The sequence below is a fragment of the Agreia sp. Leaf335 genome (genome assembly GCF_001423605.1).
Lineage (GTDB): Bacteria > Actinomycetota > Actinomycetes > Actinomycetales > Microbacteriaceae > Agreia.
In genome coordinates this window covers 248,557-271,343 of record NZ_LMOQ01000002.1, presented here as the reverse complement: position 1 = coordinate 271,343, position 22,787 = coordinate 248,557, and the positions used below count along the sequence as shown (strand labels likewise).

Genomic DNA, 22,787 nt, shown 5'->3' with positions numbered 1-22,787 from the left:
CTGCCCCAGCGGGGCCGTAGCATTGAGCAGGTGAACTCCCGACGCGCCTGGCTTGTCTTCTTCGTCGGAGTCTTCGCCTACATGACGGCGGTGATGCAGCGCACGACGCTCGGAGTGGCCGGAGTCGATGCAGCGGCGCGATTCGACTCGTCGGCGGCGCTTCTCTCGACACTCGCCGTCGTCCAGCTCATCGTCTACGCGGGGCTGCAGATTCCTGTGGGCATCCTCATCGACAGGGTGGGGCCGAAGTGGCTCATCTCTGCCGGGTGCACGCTCATGGTCGCGGGGCAGCTCGTCCTGTCGTCGGCACCGGATATCCCGACGGCTGTTCTCGGGCGGGTGTTCGTCGGAGCGGGCGACGCTGCCGTATTCATCTCGGTCATCCGACTCGTCAATTCCTGGTTCGCAGGGCCGATCGTGCCCCAGCTCAGCCAGTGGGTAGGCAATATCGGACAGCTCGGGCAGGTGCTCTCCGCGCTGCCCTTCGCGTGGGTGCTGCACACATTCGGTTGGACTCCCGCTTTCTCGGTCGCCGCTGCCGTGTCGTTCGCCGCTCTCGTGCTCTCTGTCGTCTTTCTCACGAATCGCCCGCCAGACACCCCCGGCGACGGACGCGCCGCCAGCATGCGCGAGGCCATCCGGATGCTGGGCCCCACTCTGCGCAGGCCCGGGACCCAGTTGGGCTTCTGGTCGCATTTCGTGAGTCAGTCTTCGGGAACGGTCTTCACGATCTTCTGGGGTTTCCCCTTTCTCGTCTCCGCTGTGGGACTCGACCGCGGCACCGCGGCGGCCTTCCTCGTCGTGATCGTGATCTCCGGAATGGTCGCCGGACCGATCCTCGGCATTCTGAGCGCCCGCTTTCCGCTTCGGCGGTCCAACCTCGTGCTGGGCATCACTGCGGCTCTCGGCTTCGTGTGGGCCGCCGTGCTTCTCTGGCCGGGCATCCCGCCCATCTGGCTGATTGCGATTCTCACCGTGACCCTCGGCGTCGGCGGCCCCGGCTCGCTGATCGGATTCGACTTCGCCCGGTCGTTCAACCCGGCCCGTTCTCTGGGCTCCGCGAACGGCGTCGTGAACGTGGGCGGCTTCATGGCCAGTTTCGTCATGCTGTTCCTGATCGGGGTCATCCTCGATATCCAGTACGACGCCGGCGTGAGCACCGCTCTCTACTCGATGGATGCCTTCAGGCTGGCCTTCTCGATTCAATACGTCGTGATCGGAGCGGGCGTCGTCTTTCTCCTGCGAGCCCGCCGACGAACCCGGCGACGGCTTCAGGAGGACGAGGGAATATCCGTGGCCCCCTTATGGGTTGCACTGGTGGGACGGTGGAAGCGTCGACGCCCCTAGGCGGAGGGTCGACTGTTCAATCCGTGCAATAATTGAGAATCGAGACCCGTTCTTGTGCAGGGTGTCTGGTAAGCCAGACACGAAAAACCAGCACTTGACATGGGTCTTAGTAATGTCAGAAAACAACTCCAGCCTCCAATTGGCATCGACTCGTGAGAGCCGAATCCACCCGGTGAGACCGGCGTGAAAGGTGATCGTATGGCCACCCGCAAATCAACCACAACACTCGAACCCGTCGCTGACGAGCCTGCCGCTGCTGCGGCAAAGCCGGTGACGAAGGCCGCCGCCGCCAAGGCCGCTGCCGCCAAGACCACCGCGACGAAGGCTCCCGCAGCCAAGGCGGCGAAGGCTCCGACCAAGGCCGCTGCTGCGAAGACCGCTGCCGCCGCCAAGAAGGCCAAGGCCGCCGCAGAAGCCGACGGTCCTGGCGCTGACGACGACGATGCCGAGGCGGGCGCTGTCGTCGAGGTCGTCGTCGACGAAGACGAGGCCACGACCGACGACGAGACCGACGACGGATCGCCCAAGCCCGCAGCAGAGATCGTTCTGCCCGCCGGAGCCCTCGTCATCTCTGACGCCGACGACGACAGCGACGTTCCGGTCTATTCGACCGCGATCACCGGTGCCACGGCAGACCCCGTCAAGGACTACCTGAAGCAGATCGGTAAGGTCGCGCTCCTGAACGCGGCCGAAGAGGTCGAGCTCGCCATGCGCATCGAGGCGGGACTCTTCGCCGAAGACACGATGTCGACGATGAGCGAAGCCGAGAAGAAGTCGGCGTACGGCCGCGAGCTGCAGTGGGTCGCCCGAGACGGCGCCCGCGCCAAGAGCCATCTGCTCGGCGCCAACCTGCGACTCGTCGTGAGCCTCGCCAAGCGCTACACGGGTCGCGGGATGCAGTTCCTCGACCTGATCCAGGAAGGAAACCTGGGCCTCATCCGCGCGGTCGAGAAGTTCGACTACACGAAGGGCTTCAAGTTCTCTACCTACGCGACCTGGTGGATCCGACAGGCCATCACCCGCGCCATGGCCGACCAGGCCCGCACCATCCGCATCCCCGTGCACATGGTCGAGGTCATCAACAAGCTCGCCCGCGTTCAGCGCCAGATGCTGCAGGACCTGGGCCGCGAGCCCACGCCCGAAGAGCTGTCGCGCGAGCTCGACATGACTCCCGAGAAGGTCGTCGAGGTGCAGAAGTACGGGCGTGAGCCCATCTCGCTGCACACACCCCTGGGTGAAGACGGCGACAGCGAGTTCGGCGACCTGATCGAAGACACCGAAGCGGTCGTTCCGGCCGACGCCGTAGGCTTCACCATGCTGCAGAAGCAGCTCGAGTCGCTTCTCGATTCCCTCTCCGAGCGCGAAGCGGGCGTTATCCGCATGCGCTTCGGACTCGGCGACGGCATGCCGAAGACGCTCGACCAGATCGGTGACACGTTCGGCGTGACCCGTGAGCGCATCCGTCAGATCGAGTCGAAGACGATGGCGAAGCTCCGCCACCCGTCGCGGTCGCAGTCCCTGCGCGACTACCTCGAGTAGGCCGCGGATGCGTTATATCGCGCCCGTTCTCGTCGGTCGCGCGGTCCGGGCTGTCACCCGGGCTCGCGGCGGCGGCTCGGCGCTGCCCGGTTACATCGTCAACAAGATGGCGCCCGGCTTCATCAAGAACGTCGTCGCCCAGTTCGAGTACGGCATCGTCTTCGTCCTCGGCTCCAACGGCAAGTCCACGACCACGCACATGCTCACGGAGGTTCTCCGTGGGCACGGTCTCACCGTGTTCACAAACCCGTCCGGAGCGAACCTGCCGCAGGGCATCTCCTCCGCCCTGCTGTCCGAGGTCGGCGTGACCGGCAAGCTGAAGGCCGATATCGGCATCCTCGAGGTCGATGAGGCGTTCGCGCTCGAGCTGTCGAAGACCCTGCTGCCGTCGACGATTCTCATGCTGAACGTGCAGGTAGACCAGCTCTACCGGTTCTTCGAGACCGAGGTCGTCGCCGACATGATGCTCGACACCGCGGCTGTGGCGACGAAGCACGTCATCAGCAACCGCGACGACGCCTATCTGTCGAAGATCGGCGAGATCCTCGCGAAAAAGGGTGGCCCGGTTCCCGACGTCACCTACTTCGGCGCCTCGCCGAAGCTGGTCGCGAGCTCTGCTCACGGCCTGTTCAATGCTGCCAATCACCGAGAAGAAGCATCGACCGCGACGATCGATGCCCTGGCCGAGCTCGAATCGTGGGACAGCACCGGTGCCCGCGTGCGGGTGGCCGGAGAATTGGCCGACATCGCTCTCCCCGCCAAGGGGCTGCACTACGGCATCGATGCCGCGGCGGCGCTCGCCACGGCCGCGCAGGTGCTCGGCACCGAATTCGACCTCGCGAAAGCATCGGCCGCCTTCTCGTCGATGACGCCGGCCTACGGGCGCGGCGAACTACTCGACTTCGGAGACGAGAAGGTGGAGTTCGTGATGTTCAAGAACGCCGCGAGCCTCCAGCTCAATCTCGATGCGCTTCCCTCAGCGCCGGAGCAGGTCATGGTCGCGATCGACGAAGGTACTCCCGACGTCTCCTGGCTCTACGACATCGATTTCGCCCAGCTCGACCACGTCGATGTGCTGACGGGTGCGAAGGCCTGGCAGTTTGCGCTCAGGCTCGAGCACGAGGGCATCCCGGTCGGCACCATCGAACCCGACCTTAAGAAGGCCATCGAGTTGATGCGCGCACTTCCCGCACCGACGACGGGCCACAAGACGTGGGTCGTCAACTACGAGCAGATGATGCTCGCGAGGAAGATCATCGGTTACGGCGACATGGAGGTCTCGTTTTGAGTTCGTCATCCTCACAGTCCGTCTCGATCCTCGAGCTCTATCCCGAGCACCTCGAGGCAAGCGGTGAACGTGGCAACGTCACGGCACTGACGGCTCGTCTCGAACGGGCGGGTCATCGTGTCGACGTCGTACAGCACACGATGGGCCGACGTCTGCCGAAGGACGCCGACATCGTCGTGATCGGCAACGGGCCCATCTCGGCTGTGCGCGCTGTCCACGCCGACCTCACCGAGAACGCCGCCGCGCTGCGTGCGCTTGCAGACGATGGCGTGCCCTTCTTCGCCGTTGGAGCCGGTGCGGAACTGCTCGGCGGAGGCATCACGCTCGCCGACGGGACGGTCCTCGGCGGCGTCGGAATCTTCCCCTTCTCGGCGCGGCGCGGCGTTCCTCGCCAGGTCGGATACATCGTCATTGAGTCAGCGCACGGAACCGTCGTCGGCTTCGAAGACAACGCGTCGGAGTGGAACCTCGATACCGGCGCTGTGCCACTCGGCGTCGTCACCTCGGGCGGCGGCAACGGCAATGGCCGCGAAGGCGTCATAGCGGGCTCCTCAATCGCGACTCAGACCAAGGGACCGGTGCTTCCCCTGAACCCCTCCGTCAGCGACGCCATCATCAGGGCTGCGCTGGAACGCCGCGACGTCGCCTATGCTACGTCGGCAGCGCACGCCGAACTCGATCGTCTGGCCGCCAAGTCGCGAGAAGTGATCGTCGCGAACGTCAAGAGCGTCTTCACCACGATCTAGTGATGTCGTCAGCTCTCACGACACATTCGTCGCCACCGCGCCGTGCTGTCATCGACCTCGACGTCGTACGCCGCAACGCACGGATCCTGATCGCGCTGGGAGAGCCTCATCGCGTCGTCGTCGATCTGCGCGGCGACGCCTACGGTCACGGAGCCACTGCGATCGCCGCTGCCCTCGACGGCGAAGCGATCGATACTTTCCTGGTGTCGCACGACGCCGCCGCTGCGGCCATCCGCGACGCCGGTGTCTCGATTCCCGCCATCCGGAGCGCCGAGCAGGGCGCGGGCGACGTCGCGCTCATCGGCCCGGAGCTCTTCGGGCTCGACACGATCTTTGTTCCGGATCCGCGGCGTCTCGGACTCTCGCCCGCGATGACTCTCTCGGCACGCGTCCTCTCGACCAAGAAGGTCGGAGCCGGTGAGGGCGTCTCGTACGGCTACGTGTACCGCACCGCGGCGCCGACCACGCTCGCCATGGTCTGCCTCGGCTACAGCGACGGCATCGACCGGCACGCGTGCCTCGGGGGGCGGGCGTGGTTCGCCGGATCCACTCATCCGGTCGCGGGCCGGGTCGCCATGGACGTCTTCATGCTCGATGTCGGAGACACTCCCGTCTCGCCCGGTGACGAGGTGGTTGTCTTCGGAGACGAGGCGAAGGGGTATCCGTCCCCGCTCTCGTGGGCCGCGAACCTCGGAAAGACAGCGGCAGAGGTCACCGCCTCGCTGGGCGACAGAATCGTTCGGAGCTACTCATGACCGCATCGATAGGCGAGATCGTCGTCGATCTCAGCGCACTCCGCCACAACCTCGACGTGTTGACCGCGCGGGTCGCCCCGGCCCAGGTGATGGTCGTCGTCAAGAACGACGCCTACGGGCACGGACTCGTTGACGTCGCCAGAGCCGCCGTCGACTCGGGCATCTCATGGATTGGTGCGCTCGACGTGCCGACCGCTCTGACACTCCGCGAGGCAGGCATCGCCCCGCCGACGCGGATCTTCGCCTGGTTGCTCGATCCGGCCGACGATCCGGGTGCCGCCCTCTCTGCCTCGATCGATCTCGGTATCTCGACCGTCGACCAGTTGCAGTCCATCGCCGCTTCCCCGTCGTCGTCGACCGCCCGAGTCCACCTCAAGATCGACACGGGGCTGCACCGCAACGGGGCGACACCGGAGGACTGGCCCGACCTCGTCAGCCTCGCACGGTCGCTGGAGGATCGAGGGGTGGTCGAGATCGTCGGCGTCTGGACTCACATCGCCGAGGCCGACGACCACGAGGATTCGCTCTCGATCGCCCGATTCGACGAGGCGGTCGCCGTGGCACGCGATCTTGGTGTCGAGGCACCGCTCAGGCATCTGGCAGCCAGCGCTGCCGGCTTCGCCCGAGCCGACGCGCGCTTCGACCTCGTTCGCTTCGGTGCCTTCGCCTACGGACTGCCGCCGGGCGACGGGCCGAGCGCTCACAGCATGGGGTTGCGTCAGGTGATGACGATGCGCGCGCCCGTCTCGTCGATCGAGGTGCTTCCGGATGGCCGCCGGGCGTCCATCGACCTCGGCTTCGCAGACGGACTCTCGACACTCGCGCCCGGCCGAGTCGGTGTCGCCCTCCACGGCCGGCGGCATCCGCTTGTCAGCCCTCTCGAGGTCGACAGGGCCTGGATCGGCCTCGACGACGATGCCGATGTCGCCGTCGGCGATCTCGTCACTCTGTGGGGCGATGGCAGCACGGGGGAGCAGACCCTTCAGGAGTGGGGCGACGCCACCGAGACCATGTCCGAGGAACTCGTCGTGCGGCTCAGCCCTCGCATTCCGCGACGCTTCGTCTGAACGACGCCTGCGCCGCCTGACTTCAGCGCACGATCAGGTGTCGATGCGCTCTCGCGACATGCCCTCTGATCCGGCGATGATGAACTCCTTGCGCGGGGCCACGTCGTCGCCCATCAGCAGGTCGAACGTGCGCTCTGCCCGCTCCGCGTCGCTGACACCGACCCGACGGAGGGTGCGATGACGCTTGTCCATCGTCGTCGTCGCGAGCTGATCGGCGTCCATCTCGCCGAGACCCTTGTATCGCTGGATCGGATCCTGGTAGCGCTTCTTCGCCTTGTCGAGCTGGGCGAGCAACGTGTGCAGCTCCGCCTCCGAGTACGTGTAGATCGTCTCGTTGGGCTTGGTGCCGGGGTTCATCACGACGACGCGGTGCAAGGGAGGGACGGCCGCGTAGACACGACCGTCTTCGACCAGGGGTCGCATGTAGCGGAAGAACAGGGTGAGCAGCAGGGTTCTGATGTGCGCCCCATCGACGTCGGCGTCGCTCATGAGGATGATCTTGCCGTAGCGCGCGGTCGACAGGTCGAAGGAACGCCCCGAACCTGCACCGATGACCTGGATGATCGAGGCGCACTCCGCGTTGCCGAGCATGTCCGAGACCGAGGCCTTCTGCACATTGAGGATCTTGCCTCGAATCGGCAGCAGGGCCTGGAATTCGCTGTTGCGGGCCAGCTTCGCGGTTCCCAGAGCCGAGTCACCCTCGACGATCATCAACTCGCTCAGGGCCACGTCGTTCGAGCGGCAGTCGACGAGCTTCGCGGGCAAGGACGACGACTCGAGAGCATTCTTGCGACGCTGGGTCTCTTTGTGCGCGCGAGCGGAGATGCGCGACTTCATCTCGGCGACGACCTTGTCGAGCACCAGAGCGGTCTGTGCCTTGTCGTCGCGCTTGGTCGAATCGAATCTTTCTTTGAGGCCCTTCGTGACGACCTGCGACACGATGTTGCGCACGGCGGGAGTTCCGAGGATCTCCTTCGTCTGTCCTTCGAACTGGGGCTCTGGCAGCCGCACGGTCAGAACGGCGGTGAGGCCGGCGAGCACGTCGTCCTTCTCGAGCTTGTCGGTTCCCGCCTTGAGCCGGCGGGCATTCGCCTCGACGGTCTGACGCAGGAACTTGAGGAGGCCGGCTTCGAATCCCGCCTGGTGCGTTCCGCCCTTGGGCGTCGCGATGATGTTCACGAAGCTGCGGAACGTGGTCTCGTAGCCGGTTCCCCAGCGCAGGGCCAGGTCGACCTCGCACTCCCTGCTGAGCTCCGTCGGCACCATGGCCCCCTGAGGCGACAGCACGGGAACCGTCTCGGTGAACGAGCCGCTTCCTTGCAGACGCCACGTCTCGGTCACGCCGGAGTCGGTGGCGAGGTGCTCGACGAACTCCGCGATACCCCCGTCGAAGCGGAAGGCGTCGCGACGCACGTCCTCTCCGCGCTCGTCGGTGATGCCGATCGACAGGCCGGGCACGAGGAAAGTCGTCTGACGTGCGCGGTCGAACAGTTCCTCGGTCTGGAAACGCGCGGTGGAGCTGAAGATCTGCCGGTCGGCCCAGTATCGGATGCGTGTTCCGGTGACGCCCCGCTTCACCTTGCCGACGACGCGGAGCTCGCTGCCGTTCTCGAACGGCGTGAACGGGGCATCCGGTGTCGGGGTCGAGCCGGAGTCGTCGAAGACACCCGGCTCGCCGCGGTGGAACGACATGGCGTAGGTCTTGCCGTCACGATCGACCTCGACGTCGAGGCGCTCCGAGAGGGCGTTGACGACAGACGCGCCGACCCCGTGCAGACCACCGGATGCCGCATACGAGCCCGATCCGAACTTTCCGCCGGCGTGCAGCTTGGTGAAGACGACCTCGACGCCGGACAAACCGGTCTTCGGCTCGATGTCGACGGGGATGCCTCGGGCGCGGTCCCTCACCTCGACACTCGAATCGGCGTGCAGCTGGATCTCGATCTCCGAGCCGTGCCCGCCCAGAGCCTCATCGACGGAGTTGTCGATGATCTCCCAGACGCAGTGCATGAGTCCGCGGGAGTCCGTGGACCCGATGTACATGCCGGGGCGCTTGCGCACGGCCTCGAGACCCTCGAGTACAGACAGGTGCCGTGCGGAATAGTCGGCCGATGCCACGTGTTCTCCCAAATAAGCGACGGGCCGAATGGATCATGGCCCAGCGATCAACTGTAGTTTCCCGCCGGGGTGTGCCGGTCCACCGACACGAATGACCTGATTCGACGTACGCGCAGAGCGAAACACGAGCGAAAGCGGCACCGGCCAAAGCTACCCGTGATTTGATAACTAGATCGGTTGTCGAGCAGCGAGGCGTGAGGAGCATCACATGCACACAACAGCAACGGAGAACGGCACCATCACCGAAGAGACCACCTACCAACTGACCGGCGCAGACCGCTGTGACAGCTGCGGCGCGCAGGCGTACGTTCGAGTAGAGATGGAGTCCGGCAGCGAACTCTTCTTCTGCTCGCACCACGGCAAGAAGTTCCACGACAAGCTTTCGCCGCTCGCCAAGAGCTGGCTCGACGAGTCCGCGCGACTCCTCGAGAAGTAGGGTCACGACGTAACGTCTGATAGACGAAGAGAGGCCGTTCCCCGATGGGAACGGCCTCTCTTCGTATCTGTGTACTCAGTCGGTCTCGACGGAGTCGCTGTCGTCGACCGTCCCGGAGCCCGGGCCGACCGGCATCCGCGATGCCATCGTGGCACCGATCGATCCGACGATCGCCTCGAGTGGCGTGCCTGACGCGTCGCGGCGGGCCCCACCGTCGGGCAACTGCCGCACCACTCCGTCTGTTCCGACGGCGTGCGGCGGCTGCGGGCCGACCCAGGCCTGCACCATGATGTCCTCGCCCTTCAGGAATCGTTGTGCCCGCACACCTCCGGTGGCACGGCCCTTGGCGGGGAACTCGGAGAAGTCAGATACCTTGGCGCTGCCAGGATCCGTACCGGGGAGCATCGACGTGCTACCGGCCACCGTCGCGACGACAGCGCCCTCGTCGGGTGCCACCGCGCCGAAGAAGATGCACCGGGCACCGGGTGACAGCTTCATGCCGGCCATGCCCCCGGCCGTACGCCCCTGTGGGCGCACCGAGTTCACGGAGAACCGGAGCAGCTGAGCGTCGGAGGCGGCGAAGACCAACTCGCTCTCCTCGCTCGGCTGGGCCACCCCGACGACGTGGTCGCCCTGCTTCAAGGCGATGATCTCGAAGTCGGGCTTGTTCGCGTAATCCTGGGGAATCAGCCGCTTCACGACTCCGCCGATGGTGCCCAGGGCGATCGGCACGCTGGAATCGAGCGAGACGAGACCGACCACCCGTTCCCTCTTCGTGTCGAGTCCGAGGTACTCGGCGATGCGCACCCCGGCGGCGAGCTGCACGGAGTTGATCGGCACGACAGGCAGGTCGAGAACGGGCATACGGATGAGTCTGCCGAGTGTCGTGACTGCGCCGACCTCGCTGCGACTCGTGGTGCTCACGAGCGAGAGCACCGCGTCGTGCCGGGCGCGACGAGCCGCGGCTCCGGGAAGCGGCGGGGCATCCGTGCCCTCGGGGTAGTCGATCCGGATGGCCCGGCCCGTGGTGCTGAGGACGATCACGCAGGCGGTGTCGGCGAGTTCGAGTACGACCGGCTGCGCTCGACGCGACGCGGGCGCTGCACCGGGCTTCGCCTCGGTGAGCAGCGTCCGGCGAGGGGTTCCGAGCTTCTCTGCGACGGCGTCGAGCTCGGTCGAGACGGCACGACGGATGAGGGCGGGGGAGCCGAGCAGGGCGGTGAGCTCCTCGATCTCTCTGCGGAGGGAGTCTCGCTCGGCCTCGAGCTCGATACGCGAGAACTTGGTCAGCCGTCGAAGCCTCAGTTCGAGGATGTAGTCCGCCTGCAGCACGCTCAGCTCGAACACGTCGATCAGTCGCACGCGTGCGGCTTCGGTGTCGTCGCTCGCCCTGATCACCTGGATGACCTCGTCGATGTCGAGGATTGCGATGAGCAGCCCTTCGACCAGGTGCAGTCTTTCGGTTCTGCGCGCCAGTCGGAAACGCGTACGCCGCGTGATCACCTCGATGCGGTGGTCGATGTAGACCTGCAGCAGATCGCGCAGGCCGAGAGTCTGCGGCTCGCCTCGCACAAGGGCGACGTTGTTGATATTGAACGACTCTTCGAGCGGGGTGTAGCGGTAGAGCTGCTCGAGCACGGCGTCGGGGCTGAAGCCGGTCTTGATGCCGATGACGAGCCGCAGTCCGTGCGTGCGGTCTGTCAGGTCGGTAACGTCGGAGATACCGGCGAGCTTCTTGCTCGTCACTCCGTCTTTGATCTTCGAGATGACCTTCTCGGTTCCGACGAGGTAGGGCAGCTCGGTCACGACGAGTCCGACCTTGCGCGCGGTGAGATTCTCGATGCTCACTCGGGCCCGCGTCTTGAAGCTGCCTCGGCCGGTCGTGTACGCATCGCGGATACCGGCCAGCCCGACGATCGTTCCGCCCCCGGGCAGATCCGGGCCCGGAATGAAGGACATCAGGTCATCGATCGACGCGTCGGGGTTCTCGATCAGGTAGCGAGCACCGGCGACGACCTCGACGAGGTTGTGGGGAGCCATGTTGGTGGCCATTCCCACAGCGATTCCCGCGGCGCCATTGACGAGCAGGTTCGGAAATGCCGCGGGAAGCACGTCGGGCTGGGTCAACTGGTTGTCGTAGTTGGGCACGAAGTCCACGACATCCTCGTCGAGGCCGTCGGTCATGGCCAGGGCCGCTGCGGCGAGCCGCGCCTCGGTGTATCTGGGAGCCGCGGGCCCGTCGTCGGGCGAGCCGAAGTTGCCGTGCCCGTCGATGAGGGGGACGCGCAGCGTCCACGGCTGGGCCATGCGCACGAGCGCGTCATAGATCGCCGTGTCGCCGTGGGGGTGCAGCTTGCCCATGACCTCGCCGACGACCCGGGCGCTCTTGACGTGCCCTCTGTCGGGACGGAGCCCCATGTCGCTCATCTGGTAGAGGATGCGACGCTGAACCGGCTTGAGTCCGTCTCGTGCGTCGGGCAGAGCACGAGAGTAGATCACCGAATAGGCGTACTCGAGGAACGAGTCCTGCATCTCGGTCGAGACGTCGACGTCGAGGATCTTCTCGGGCGTCTCGGGGGCGTCTGGTGTCTGAGGGGTCATACCTGAATGGGGCTTTCTTCGAAGAAAGGCGGCGCACCGGTGCGAGATCGGTCGACGTTCGGTTCGTGATCGGGACGAGAAATCCTGCCGTCACGTGTGCCAGACTTGGCCCCGATGCCCCCCATGCTACCGGCGACCCGATCCGACGAGCCTCGTCTGTCGGACGTGTTGCCCAGTTGCCTCGCGGCCGTGACATCGGCGGACAATCGCCTGGATCTTCCCGCCGTGTCGAAGGCCGTGGTCGTCCTCGTCGACGGGCTCGGCGCATCCGCCCTTCGTCAGCGCACCGGCCACGCGCGATTTCTGACGTCTCGCTTCTTCAAGAAGGCGACGCTCGTCAGCGGCTTCCCCACCACCACCGCTGCGGCGCTCACGTCGCTCACCACGGGCGCATCGCCCGGTCAGCACGGACTGGTGGGCTATTCGGCTCTCATCCCGGCATCGGACAGGGTCGCGAATCAACTGACCGGGTGGGGGCCCGATATGGAGCCCGCCGTCTGGCAGAGGCGCGCCACCGTGTTCGAGCGCGCCACTGCCGCAGGAATCGACGCGACGGCCATCGGACCGAAGAGATACGAATCCTCGGGCTTCACCGACGCAGTTCTCCGCGGTGCCCGCTACGTGGCCGCCGATTCGATCTCCGACCGGTTCGAAGCCGCCCGGTCGGTGCTGGATCGCGACTCCCGCTCGATCTCCTATGTCTACGTCCCCGAACTCGACATGGCGGCTCACGCCCACGGGTGGCAGTCCGACAGGTGGACGCATCTGCTCGAGGAATTGGACGCGGCGATGCAGGCTTTCGTGCGCACGCTGCGTGCCGACGAAGGGGTTCTGCTCACGGCAGACCACGGCGTCATCGACGTGCCCGAGACGTCACAGGTGCTGTTCGGCGCAGACGCTCAGCTCGACCGGGTCGTCCATATCGCGGGAGATCCGCGGTGTCTTCAGTTGCATTTCGCCGCAGATGCCTCGGCAGACGTGCGCCGTTCGGTACTGGATGCCTGGCGCGAGTCCGAAGGTGATCGCGCGTGGGTGCTCACCCGCGACGAGGCGATCGATGCGGGTTGGTTCGGCGAGGTCGACGACGCGGTCAGGCCGCGCATCGGCGACATCATCATCGCCGCCGCGAAGAACGTCGTGTACTACGACGCCCGGAAGCCCCACGACCCGTCACGCCGGATGGTCGGCCAGCACGGATCGTGGAACCCCGACGAGCTGATTGTTCCGCTGCTCAGATTCGGCGCCTTCGAGCGCTGATCGGTGTCAGGCGAGGTCGTCGTCCGTCCGAGCACCGAAGACGATCTCGTCCCAGCTCGGCATCGCGGCACGACTGCGCCGCGGCGGCTTGGGCTGCGACGCGGTCGGGGCCGGCGAGTCGGATTCGGGGGCGTCGATGCCGTCGAGGGTGTCGTTGCGCGCGGCTGAAGCCCAGATCGACGAGGTGAGCGTGGGTCGCGCCTCGGCGTCGCGCTTTTCACGCGGAGCGTCAGAAGGTCGCTGCGATCCGGCCCTGTCGCCGGCGGGAGGCGATGTGGGAGCCGAGCCACTGTCGTCGAAGTCGTCGACGAAGACAGCGGCCTCGCGCTCGCCCCGTCGGCGGCGGAGTGCCTCGAGGAGATCTGCCGTCTGGTTCAGATTCTCAGCGGGCCGCTCCTCCGAGCGCGAGATGGCGGCGGAGGTTGCGGCGGGGGAGGATTCGCCCGACGACCCGCTGCGACCGTAGGCAATCACTTCGGGATTGGGCGCCGTGTCGTTCGTCGCGACCGGGGCGGGAGTCGCCGCGGGCGACTCCTCCGCTTCGACGCGAGGAGAGACGACGCGCAGCCTCGGAATGAGCCCCTCGGTGATCTCGCCGTTCTGAGACAGCGTGACGGCCTCGGTGTTCAGTGGTGTGAGGGCGTGCCGCTTGGGGTCGTACTGCCACCGGGCGTCGTGATCGATCTCGTTGGCGGTGAACGACAGCTTGACGATCCATCCGGTCTCGTCTTTCCAGCTGGCCCAGCGCTCGTCGGACGCGCCGAGACCCTCGAGTCGTTCCTGGATGGCTTCGCCGAAGGTAGACGTGGGCTCCTCGCCCAGAGGATCGAGAGCGGAGTCGATCTGCACCGCGACCTTGAGTGCCGAGTTCACGACGTAGGCACGTTCGGCAAGGACCGGCCCCTCGAACCGTTCGACGTAGTCGAGGTCGGCTCCCGTGAGCCGGCTCACCTCTTCGGCGGACAGACCCGAACGGATGTGGCCCTGGATCTCGCGGGGAGACACACGTTTGCCCGTGCTCGACGGCGTGAGGGTCTGTCTGATTCGACTCTGAAGCACGTCGTCGATGGCGATGCGGTATCGCTCGCCGGCGTCGGATGCAACAAGGAGGGCGCCGTCTTCGACGCCGATTACTGTCAATTCCTGCATGGTGAAGGGGCCTCCAGCGGTCACTGTTGCTACGACCATGCCACGTTCTCGGCCGAATATCGGGAATGTAACGGGCGTGCCGCAAGTTGATGGCGTCGATGGGTGATGCGGACTCGAATCCGAATTGCTATTCCGGTGGCTTTCGTGCAAACTAACGCCGCCGATTTGGTTTTATCAATCTCCTCAGAAGTGGATGGGCATGGCAACTGATTACGACGCTCCGCGCAAGAACGACGACGATTCGGAGTCGATTGAAGCGCTCAAAGAGCGCGTTCCAGACAAGATGTCTGGTGTCGTAGATGTTGACGATTCCGACAACCCCGGCGGTTTCGAGCTGCCGGGCGCCGACCTCTCCGACCTCGACCTCGACGTCGTCGTCCTGCCCCCGCAGGCCGACGAATTCACCTGCGTCAACTGCTTCCTCGTGAAGCACCGTTCGCAGATCGATCACGAAGAGAAGCTCGGTCCGATCTGCGTGGAGTGCGCTGCCTGACGCAGAGCACAGCACGCACGGCCCCGCCGCCTAGGCGGACAGAGCAGCCGTCAACCCCTCGGGATTCCGGGACGACACGAGCCAGTACGGCGTCGGGTCGTCCGGATCCTCGAGGGGTATTTTTACGACCGGATCCACCCAGCCTCGAAGGCAGAGCCAGGCACGCGCATCGAGGCGCTGACCGCGCTGCAGAGTGGCTGCACCGCCTCTGTAGACCGACGGCGTTCCGAGCAACTCGACAGGAATCCGAGCCTTGCCCGCGGTCAGCATCCCGTCCCGCACCTCGATGACCGGGGCGAGGACGATGAAGATTCCCGCCAGTCCGACGAAGAGGACGCCGGCCGCGATGACTCCGGCGACGATGTTCACGGGCGCCAGCACGAGGATGCTCGCGGGTATGACGAGCGCGGTGGCGAGATAGATCCAGATTGAGGGCCAGAGCCGCTCACGATACGAAGACATGCACCTATTCGATCAGACAAACTGCACTACCCTCGACTGCGTGACCCAGTCAGTCGAAGTTCTCATCCAGGCCGCCGATGTTCCCCGCTACTCGCATCCCGGTGATGCGGGTGCCGATCTCACATCCGCCGAGGCTCTGACGCTGACGCCCGGTGAGCGTCGCCTGGTGGGAACGGGAGTCAGCATCGCCCTTCCCGACGGCTTCGTGGCTTTCGTCGTCCCGCGCAGCGGACTCGCGGCGAAGCACGGCATCACGATCGTCAACGCACCGGGCACGATCGACGCCGGATACCGGGGCGAGATCAAGGTGGCACTCCTGAATACCGACAGCACCGTGCCGTACGATATCGGCGTCGGGGATCGCATCGCCCAGCTCATCGTTATGCCGGTCTCCCGGGCGGTCTTCATTCCCGTCGACACCCTTCCCGGCAGCGACAGGGGAGCAGGGGGATTCGGTTCGACCGGGTACTCCGCGTCTCGTTCGACCGAGGGGCCCACAGCATCCGAATCACAAGGAGAGAACGCATGAGCGATCTGCAGAAGCCGAACGACGACGCAGCCGTCGAGTCGATCGACGAGATCGAAGATCAGGAGCCGCTCGACACGAAGTCGGCACCCGAGAATCGCGCAGAAGAAGGACCGTTCGACGCGGACGAGGCGAACCCCGCTCGCCCGTACGTCGACCTCGGCGGCCTCAAGATCCTTCCGCGCGAAGGGCTCCATCTGCGACTCGAGGTCGAGGAGGGAACGAATCGCGTCGTGGCCGTAGGCCTCGACTACGCAGGATCGACCCTGCAGGTGCAGGCCTTCGCCGCTCCCCGGTCGACGGGGCTCTGGCACGAGATCCGCGCTCAGATCGAAGACCAGATCATCAAGCAGGGCGGCACGAGCACGGAGCGCGAAGGCGCTTTCGGCCCGGAGCTCGTCGGAGAAGTCCCCGTCGCAGCGGGCGCATCCGCGGACGCCTCTCCATCGTCGCGCCTCGCGCGCTTCGTCGGCGTCGACGGACCGCGCTGGTTCCTTCGCGGCGTCATCGCCGGAGAGGCGCTCACAAACCCCGCCGCCGAGCTCGCGATCGAAGAGCTCTTCAGGAGCGTCGTCGTCGTGCGCGGAACCCAGCCCATGCCCCCGCGCGACCTCATTCCTCTCAACATGCCCAAGACGGCCGCGACGGCCACGCCTCCCACGAGCGCCTGATGTCCGATCCGCAGTCCGACGACCGCGCGCCGGCCCCGAGCCTGTCGCAGACATTCGCGGATGCGGCACGGAGGGCAGGAATCGGCCAAGTGACGCCGGGGGAGACTCCCACGGCGGCGTCGCTCATCCGTGCCATCGGGGGAGTGCGAGGACTCGTCGAGTCTCTTCTCCCAGGGCTCGCGTTCCTCGTCATCTATACGGTGACGAGCGATCTCACCCCGAGCGTCGTCGCCCCCGTCATCGTGGCGGTGGGATTCATCATCGTCAGAGCGGTCACTCGCAGCCCCGTCATGCCCGCCGTGACCGGCCTCCTGGGCGTCGCCATCTCGGCCGCCCTCGCGCTCTTCACCGGCCGGGCCGAAGACAACTTCCTCCCCGGCCTCATCATCAACGCGATCAGCATCGTTGTGCTTCTCATCTCGATCATCGTCCGATGGCCGCTCATCGGTGTCATCGTGGGTCTGCTCACCGGCGACTCGACCGGGTGGAGGTCGGACCGGGCGAAGTTCAGGGTCGTCCTCGTCGCCACCTGGTGCTGGGTCGGGCTCTTCGCCCTGCGCCTCGGCGTCGAGGGACCTCTCTACCTCGCGGGCCAGGCTGCAGCCCTGGGTTCGGTCAAATTGATCCTCGGCGTACCGCTCTACGCGGCCATGCTGTGGGTCACCTGGCTGCTCGTCCGAACCGCGTTCGGACACGGCAAGAGCGAGACCGACACCCGCGTCTGAACGCGTGCATCACCATTTGCGGTGTTACGATTTATCTTGACGTCAAGATACATGCGGGCACTCGCACCGAGGCCCACCGCGACCGAGCGGTTAGGTTAGCCTTGCTAGCCCTCGAGCGTTCCGCGGGACAAAGATTGACTTCAGGAGCTCGAAGGAGAAGGCGACGTGTCGAAAGTCAACAGCTTTGGATCGAAAGATCAACTGAAGGTCGGAAACGACTCATACGAGGTTTATCGCATCGATAAGGTCCCCGGTTACGAGAAACTTCCCTTCAGTCTGAAGGTGCTTCTCGAGAACCTCCTGCGCACCGAAGACGGCGGCAACATCACCGCGGAGCACATTGAGGCCATCGGCAACTGGGTTCCGACGTCGGAGCCCGACACCGAGATCCAGTTCACCCCGGCCCGCGTCGTGATGCAGGACTTCACTGGTGTTCCCTGCATCGTCGACCTGGCCACCATGCGTGAAGCCGTCGGCAGCCTGGGTGGAGACCCCACCAAGATCAACCCGCTCGCACCCGCGGAGATGGTGATCGACCACTCCGTCATCGCCGATCTCTTCGGCTCCGACGACGCTCTCGAGCGCAACGTCGAACTCGAGTACGAGCGCAACGGCGAGCGGTACCAGTTCCTGCGCTGGGGACAGACCGCGTTCGACGACTTCAAGGTCGTCCCGCCGGGAACGGGAATCGTCCACCAGGTCAACATCGAGTACCTGGCACGTGTCACGATGACCCGCGAGGTCGACGGTGTCCTCCGCGCCTACCCCGACACCTGCGTGGGCACCGACTCCCACACCACCATGGTCAACGGCCTGGGCGTGCTGGGCTGGGGCGTCGGAGGCATCGAGGCAGAGGCCGCCATGCTCGGCCAGCCCGTCTCGATGCTCATCCCCAAAGTCGTCGGTTTCAAGCTCTCCGGAGCGATCCCCACCGGCGTCACCGCGACCGACGTCGTGCTCACCATCACGCAGATGCTGCGCAAGCACGGAGTCGTCGGCAAGTTCGTCGAGTTCTACGGTGCGGGTGTCGCCGAGGTCCCTCTTGCGAACCGCGCCACCATCGGAAACATGAGCCCTGAGTTCGGTTCCACCGCGGCCATGTTCCCGATCGACGACGTGACTCTCGACTATCTGCGGCTCACGGGCCGCAGCGAGGAGCAGGTCAAGCTCGTCGAGGCGTACTCCAAGCTGCAGACGCTCTGGCACGACCCGAGTGTCGAGCCGGTCTTCAGCGAGTACCTCGAACTCGACCTGGCCACGGTGGTGCCCTCCATCGCCGGCCCCAAGCGTCCCCAGGACCGCATCGAGCTGAGCGAGTCGAAGAACCAGTTCGAGCACGACCTGAACGACTACGCCCGTGTCGAACACGACATCGTCGATCTCGTCGGCACCGGTTCCTTCCCCGCATCAGATCCCGGTGAACTGTCACCGGAGGATGCAGACCCGTCGCACAGCCACAGCCACTCGCACTCGAGCCACGCACCCAAGACCGTGTCCAAGCCCACGGTCGTATCGCTCGACGACGGCACGAACTTCACGCTCGACCACGGCGCCGTCGCCATCGCGGCGATCACCTCGTGCACGAACACGTCGAACCCGTCCGTCATGCTGGCCGCCGGCCTCCTGGCTCGGAACGCCAGCCAGAAGGGCCTCAAGGCGAAGCCGTGGGTGAAGACCACGCTCGCGCCCGGATCGAAGGTCGTCACGGACTACTACGAGAAGGCGGGCCTCACGTCGTACCTCGAGGATCTCGGCTTCTACACCGTCGGCTACGGCTGCACCACGTGTATCGGTAACTCCGGTCCGCTGCTCGAGGAGATCTCCTCCGCTGTGCAGGACAACGACCTCGCCGTCACCGCTGTCCTCTCCGGCAACCGCAACTTCGAGGGTCGAATCAATCCCGACGTGAAGATGAACTACCTGGCGTCGCCGCCCCTGGTCATCGCCTACGCCCTCGCCGGATCGATGAACTTCGACTTCGAGACGGATGCACTCGGAACCGACAACGACGGCAACGACGTCTTCTTGAAGGACATCTGGCCCGACGCCGCCGAGGTGCAGTCGACGATCGACTCGTCGATCGACACGGACATGTTCCAGCACGAGTACGCGGGTGTCTTCGACGGAGACGAGCGCTGGCGTTCGCTTCCCACACCCGAGGGCGCGACCTTCGAGTGGGATTCCGAATCGACCTACGTCCGGAAGCCTCCGTACTTCGACGGCATGACCATGGAGACGACTCCGGTCACCGACATCGTCAACGCTCGTGTCCTCGCCAAGCTCGGCGACTCCGTCACCACCGACCACATCAGCCCTGCCGGATCGATCAAGGGCGACAGCCCCGCCGGCCGCTACCTCGACGAGCACGGCGTCGACCGCAAGGACTACAACTCCTACGGTTCGCGTCGTGGAAACCACGAGGTGATGATCCGCGGAACCTTCGCGAACATCCGGCTCAAGAACCAGCTGCTCGATGGCGTCGAGGGTGGTTACACCCGCGACTTCACGCAGGCCGACGGACCCCAGTCGTTCATCTACGACGCCGCGCAGAACTACGCGGCCTCATCGACGCCTCTAGTGATCTTCGGCGGCAAGGAGTACGGCTCCGGCTCGTCGCGCGACTGGGCGGCGAAGGGCACGAGCCTCCTCGGCGTCAAGGCCGTGATCACCGAGAGCTTCGAGCGCATCCACCGTTCGAACCTGATCGGCATGGGCGTCGTCCCGCTGCAGTTCCCCGCCGGAGAGTCCTGGGCCTCGCTCGGACTCGACGGAACCGAGATCGTCAGCATCGCGGGCATCGAACAGCTCAACGACGGAGTCACCCCGCGCACTGTGCGCGTGACGGCCACGCCGAGCGAGCAGTCGCCCGAGGGTAAGCAGATCGTCGAGTTCGACGCCGTCGTGCGCATCGACACCCCGGGCGAAGCGGACTACTACCGCAACGGCGGGATCCTGCAGTACGTTCTGCGGAGCCTCGTCGCCTGATCGAACATGAGCGCCCTCGCTGGATGCGTCATAGCATCCTCGAGGGCGCTCCGTCGTTCCGAGCGGTCGTCGGAACGATCCGTCATAGACTCGAACGAGGGGCCGATCGGTCCTCACGAATGGAAGGGCCGTCTGCATGAGCCTGCTGGAGAACATCTCAGGTCCCCGGGATCTCGACGCTCTCAGTCAGGAGCAGCTCGTTCAGCTCGCTGCCGAGATCCGCCAGTTCCTGGTCGCCGAGGTATCGAAGACCGGGGGACACCTTGGTCCCAATCTCGGTGTCGTCGAGACGACCCTGGCCATTCACCGCGTATTCGATTCGCCACGTGACGCGATCGTCTTCGACACCGGCCACCAGTCCTACGTGCACAAGCTCCTGACGGGCCGACAAGACTTCTCCCGGCTCCGCCAGCAGGGTGGCCTGGCAGGCTACCCGCAGCGCTCAGAGAGCGAGCATGACGTCGTCGAGAGTTCGCACGCGTCGAGTTCGCTCTCGTGGGCCGACGGCATCTCCCGGGCCTTCGAGATGACGGGCCAGAACGACCGTCACGTCATCGCCGTCGTCGGCGACGGCGCCCTCACCGGCGGCATGACGTGGGAGGCTCTCAACAACATCAGCGACGACAACACGCGCAAACTGGTGATCGTCGTGAACGACAACGGTCGCTCCTATGCTCCGACTATCGGAGGCATGGCGCGCTACCTGAACTCCGTTCGCACCAACACCAAGTACCGCAACCTGCATCAGTCGTCGCGCGAGCTCTTCGATCGCTTCGGTGGGCCGGGCCGCGCGATCTACCGCGGCATCCGCGGTGGCACCCACGGATTCCTGAGCCGTTTCTCGAACAACGAGGCGCTCTATTCCAATCTCGACATCAAGTACATCGGCCCCATCCACGGTCACGACCTGCAGGCCATGCAGGAGGCCCTGCTGCAGGCGAAGCGATACGCCCAGCCAGTGATCGTGCACGCCATCACAGAGAAGGGCCGTGGCTACGAGCCCGCCCTGAGCGACATCGCCGACCAGTTCCACGCGGTAGGTCAGATCGACCCTGAGACCGGCGAGGCTCTGGGGGGCCCGAGCGCTCCGTCGTGGACGGGCGTGTTCAGCGACGAGATCGTCGCTCTGGCCGAGAAGGACCCCACGATCGTGGGCATCACCGCGGCCATGCTGCGTCCGACCGGATTGCACAAGCTGGCGGAGCGATTCCCCGCCCGCGTCTTCGACGTCGGCATCGCCGAACAGCACGCCGTCACGTCCGCCGCCGGGCTGGCCTTCGGCGGGCTCCACCCCGTGGTCGCCGTCTACGCCACGTTCATCAACCGCGCGTTCGACCAGGTGCTGATGGATGTCGCGCTGCACCGTGCCGGCGTGACTTTCGTTCTCGACAGGGCCGGCGTGACAGGTCCCGATGGGCCGAGCCATCACGGCATGTGGGATCTCGCGATCCTGCAGGTCGTTCCGAACATTCGCTTGAGCGCGCCACGCGACGCCGAGAGGCTCCGCGAGGAGCTGGGCGAGGCGGTGGCCGTCTCTGACGGACCCACGGTCGTGCGGTTCCCCAAGGGCAGCGTGGGCGAGGAGATCGCCGCCGTACGCCGCCTCGACGACGGTGTCGACGTGCTCGTCGAGCACGAGCGCAAGGACGTGCTGATCGTGACCGTCGGCCCGATGGCCAGGACAGGCCTCGAGGTGGCCGAAAGGCTCGCCGCGCAGGGTATCGGTTCGACGGTGATCGATCCACGCTGGGTCGTTCCTGTTCCGCGCAGTGTGCTCGACCTCGCCGCCGAGCACCGCATCGTGATCTCGATCGAAGACGGCATCCGCGTCGGCGGGGTCGGAACGAGGATCAGACAGGATCTTCGAGAGTCGGGTATCGATACCGCGGTCACCGAGCTGGGGCTACCAGACGAGTTCTTGGATCACGCGGAACGCGCGCAGATCATGGAGCGGGTCGGCCTCACCCCACAGCACATCGCGCGCGACGTCGTAGCCCAGGTGCTCGGCAGCAAGATTCCGATCGCGCGCCCCCTCGAGGGCGAGAACGAGAACGAGAGCCGCATCACCCGCTAGTCGTCACCGGGTGTCGACACCGCATAGCTGAGCTCGATAGCGCCCTGCCCGAGGGGTGCGGTCGAGACGAGGTGGAGGTGTCGAAGGTCTTTGACGGGCAGCAGCGGCACGCCCGAGCCGAGGATCACCGGCATCAGCGTGACGATCATGGCATCGAGACGGCCTACAGCCGCGAACTGAGCGGCGATATCACCGCCTCCGACGATCCACGTCGATCGCTCACCTGCCAGTGCGTCGAGCTCGGCTGCCACCGCCTCGATGTCGCCGCTCCTGAACCGGATGTCTGCTCCGGCTGCAGCGAGGGGAAGGTCGCGGTGCGTCAGCACCACGGTGGGCACCGTGTACGGCCAGTCATCGGGAGACTCAGTCAGCAGGAACTCGTAGGTTCTCGACCCCATGACGATCGAACCGACTCCGGAGAGGAATCGTCGATACGCGTCGTCGAAGTCTGCCGTGCCGAAACGGAGCAACCAGTCGATGCGGTTGTCTGAGTCGGCGATGAACCCGTCGAGGGTGCTCGCCACGTAGTACTGAAAGGTCATGCCTCA

19 protein-coding genes are annotated in these 22,787 nt (G+C 65.6%); 14 read left to right on the top strand and 5 right to left on the bottom strand.

The window, feature by feature from the left end; genetic code table 11:
- Window positions 1-30 precede the first annotated feature (30 nt).
- The 6 genes from ASF79_RS07345 (at window position 31) to alr (ending at window position 6,742) form a co-directional block, all read left to right on the top strand.
- Complete coding sequence (locus tag ASF79_RS07345; RefSeq protein WP_055853473.1) at window positions 31-1,347, top strand: MFS transporter; 1,317 nt, start codon at window positions 31-33, stop codon at window positions 1,345-1,347.
- Between the two features lie 198 nt (window positions 1,348-1,545).
- The gene (locus ASF79_RS07340; RefSeq protein WP_055781159.1) at window positions 1,546-2,886 is read left to right on the top strand and encodes an RNA polymerase sigma factor; all 1,341 of its coding nucleotides are present in this window, start codon (window positions 1,546-1,548) and stop codon (window positions 2,884-2,886) included.
- A 7-nt stretch (window positions 2,887-2,893) separates the two neighbouring features.
- On the top strand, window positions 2,894-4,174 hold the full coding sequence (locus tag ASF79_RS07335) for a MurT ligase domain-containing protein (protein ID WP_055853471.1): 1,281 nt from the start codon (window positions 2,894-2,896) through the stop codon (window positions 4,172-4,174).
- Entirely contained in the window at window positions 4,171-4,920 is a 750-nt protein-coding gene (locus tag ASF79_RS07330; RefSeq protein ID WP_055781163.1) for a hypothetical protein, read from the top strand. Before ASF79_RS07335 ends, ASF79_RS07330 begins: the two co-directional genes overlap by 4 nt.
- A gap of 2 nt (window positions 4,921-4,922) precedes the next feature.
- On the top strand, window positions 4,923-5,675 hold the full coding sequence (locus tag ASF79_RS07325) for an alanine racemase C-terminal domain-containing protein (RefSeq protein WP_055853469.1): 753 nt from the start codon (window positions 4,923-4,925) through the stop codon (window positions 5,673-5,675).
- Window positions 5,672-6,742, top strand: coding sequence for an alanine racemase (gene alr, locus ASF79_RS07320; protein ID WP_055853467.1), 1,071 nt, complete (start codon window positions 5,672-5,674; stop codon window positions 6,740-6,742). Before ASF79_RS07325 ends, alr begins: the two co-directional genes overlap by 4 nt.
- Before the next feature lie 33 nt (window positions 6,743-6,775).
- Here alr and ASF79_RS07315 read toward each other — a convergent pair whose 3' ends face one another.
- The gene (locus ASF79_RS07315) at window positions 6,776-8,860 is read right to left on the bottom strand and encodes a DNA gyrase/topoisomerase IV subunit B (RefSeq protein WP_055853465.1); all 2,085 of its coding nucleotides are present in this window, start codon (window positions 8,858-8,860) and stop codon (window positions 6,776-6,778) included.
- A 208-nt stretch (window positions 8,861-9,068) separates the two neighbouring features.
- Here ASF79_RS07315 and ASF79_RS07310 point away from each other — a divergent pair, with 208 nt between their 5' ends.
- Complete coding sequence (locus ASF79_RS07310) at window positions 9,069-9,296, top strand: DUF7455 domain-containing protein (protein WP_044438448.1); 228 nt, start codon at window positions 9,069-9,071, stop codon at window positions 9,294-9,296.
- 75 nt (window positions 9,297-9,371) lie between these two features.
- Here the strand turns inward: ASF79_RS07310 and ASF79_RS07305 are convergent, their stop codons facing one another.
- Entirely contained in the window at window positions 9,372-11,897 is a 2,526-nt protein-coding gene (locus ASF79_RS07305; RefSeq protein ID WP_082495749.1) for a DNA gyrase/topoisomerase IV subunit A, read from the bottom strand.
- A 189-nt stretch (window positions 11,898-12,086) separates the two neighbouring features.
- Here ASF79_RS07305 and ASF79_RS07300 point away from each other — a divergent pair, with 189 nt between their 5' ends.
- Window positions 12,087-13,154, top strand: a complete 1,068-nt coding sequence (locus tag ASF79_RS07300) for an alkaline phosphatase family protein (RefSeq protein ID WP_235500683.1) — start codon at window positions 12,087-12,089, stop codon at window positions 13,152-13,154.
- A 6-nt stretch (window positions 13,155-13,160) separates the two neighbouring features.
- Here the strand turns inward: ASF79_RS07300 and sepH are convergent, their stop codons facing one another.
- The gene (gene sepH / locus ASF79_RS07295) at window positions 13,161-14,342 is read right to left on the bottom strand and encodes a septation protein SepH (RefSeq protein WP_235500682.1); all 1,182 of its coding nucleotides are present in this window, start codon (window positions 14,340-14,342) and stop codon (window positions 13,161-13,163) included.
- 160 nt (window positions 14,343-14,502) lie between these two features.
- On the opposite strand from sepH, the gene ASF79_RS07290 reads away from it, so the two are divergent.
- The gene (locus ASF79_RS07290; protein WP_055781175.1) at window positions 14,503-14,796 is read left to right on the top strand and encodes a DUF4193 domain-containing protein; all 294 of its coding nucleotides are present in this window, start codon (window positions 14,503-14,505) and stop codon (window positions 14,794-14,796) included.
- A 30-nt stretch (window positions 14,797-14,826) separates the two neighbouring features.
- Here ASF79_RS07290 and ASF79_RS07285 read toward each other — a convergent pair whose 3' ends face one another.
- Window positions 14,827-15,258: a DUF3093 domain-containing protein gene (locus ASF79_RS07285; protein ID WP_055781178.1), complete on the bottom strand. Its 432-nt coding sequence runs from the start codon at window positions 15,256-15,258 to the stop codon at window positions 14,827-14,829.
- 40 nt (window positions 15,259-15,298) lie between these two features.
- Here ASF79_RS07285 and dut point away from each other — a divergent pair, with 40 nt between their 5' ends.
- The 5 genes from dut (at window position 15,299) to dxs (ending at window position 22,239) form a co-directional block, all read left to right on the top strand.
- Entirely contained in the window at window positions 15,299-15,787 is a 489-nt protein-coding gene (dut, locus tag ASF79_RS07280; RefSeq protein WP_200933550.1) for a dUTP diphosphatase, read from the top strand.
- Window positions 15,784-16,455, top strand: a complete 672-nt coding sequence (locus tag ASF79_RS07275) for a DUF3710 domain-containing protein (protein ID WP_055781182.1) — start codon at window positions 15,784-15,786, stop codon at window positions 16,453-16,455. The genes dut and ASF79_RS07275 overlap by 4 nt, the downstream gene beginning before the upstream one ends.
- Entirely contained in the window at window positions 16,455-17,180 is a 726-nt protein-coding gene (locus ASF79_RS07270) for a DUF3159 domain-containing protein (protein ID WP_055781184.1), read from the top strand. The genes ASF79_RS07275 and ASF79_RS07270 overlap by 1 nt, the downstream gene beginning before the upstream one ends.
- 165 nt (window positions 17,181-17,345) lie before the next feature.
- Complete coding sequence (locus tag ASF79_RS07265; protein ID WP_055781186.1) at window positions 17,346-20,165, top strand: aconitate hydratase; 2,820 nt, start codon at window positions 17,346-17,348, stop codon at window positions 20,163-20,165.
- A gap of 136 nt (window positions 20,166-20,301) precedes the next feature.
- Window positions 20,302-22,239: a 1-deoxy-D-xylulose-5-phosphate synthase gene (gene dxs, locus ASF79_RS07260; protein ID WP_055853459.1), complete on the top strand. Its 1,938-nt coding sequence runs from the start codon at window positions 20,302-20,304 to the stop codon at window positions 22,237-22,239.
- Here dxs and ASF79_RS07255 read toward each other — a convergent pair.
- Window positions 22,236-22,781 carry a dihydrofolate reductase family protein gene (locus ASF79_RS07255; RefSeq protein WP_082495748.1) on the bottom strand — a complete coding sequence of 182 codons (546 nt, stop codon included), beginning with the start codon at window positions 22,779-22,781 and terminating at the stop codon, window positions 22,236-22,238. The genes dxs and ASF79_RS07255 overlap by 4 nt on opposite strands.
- Window positions 22,782-22,787 lie beyond the last annotated feature (6 nt).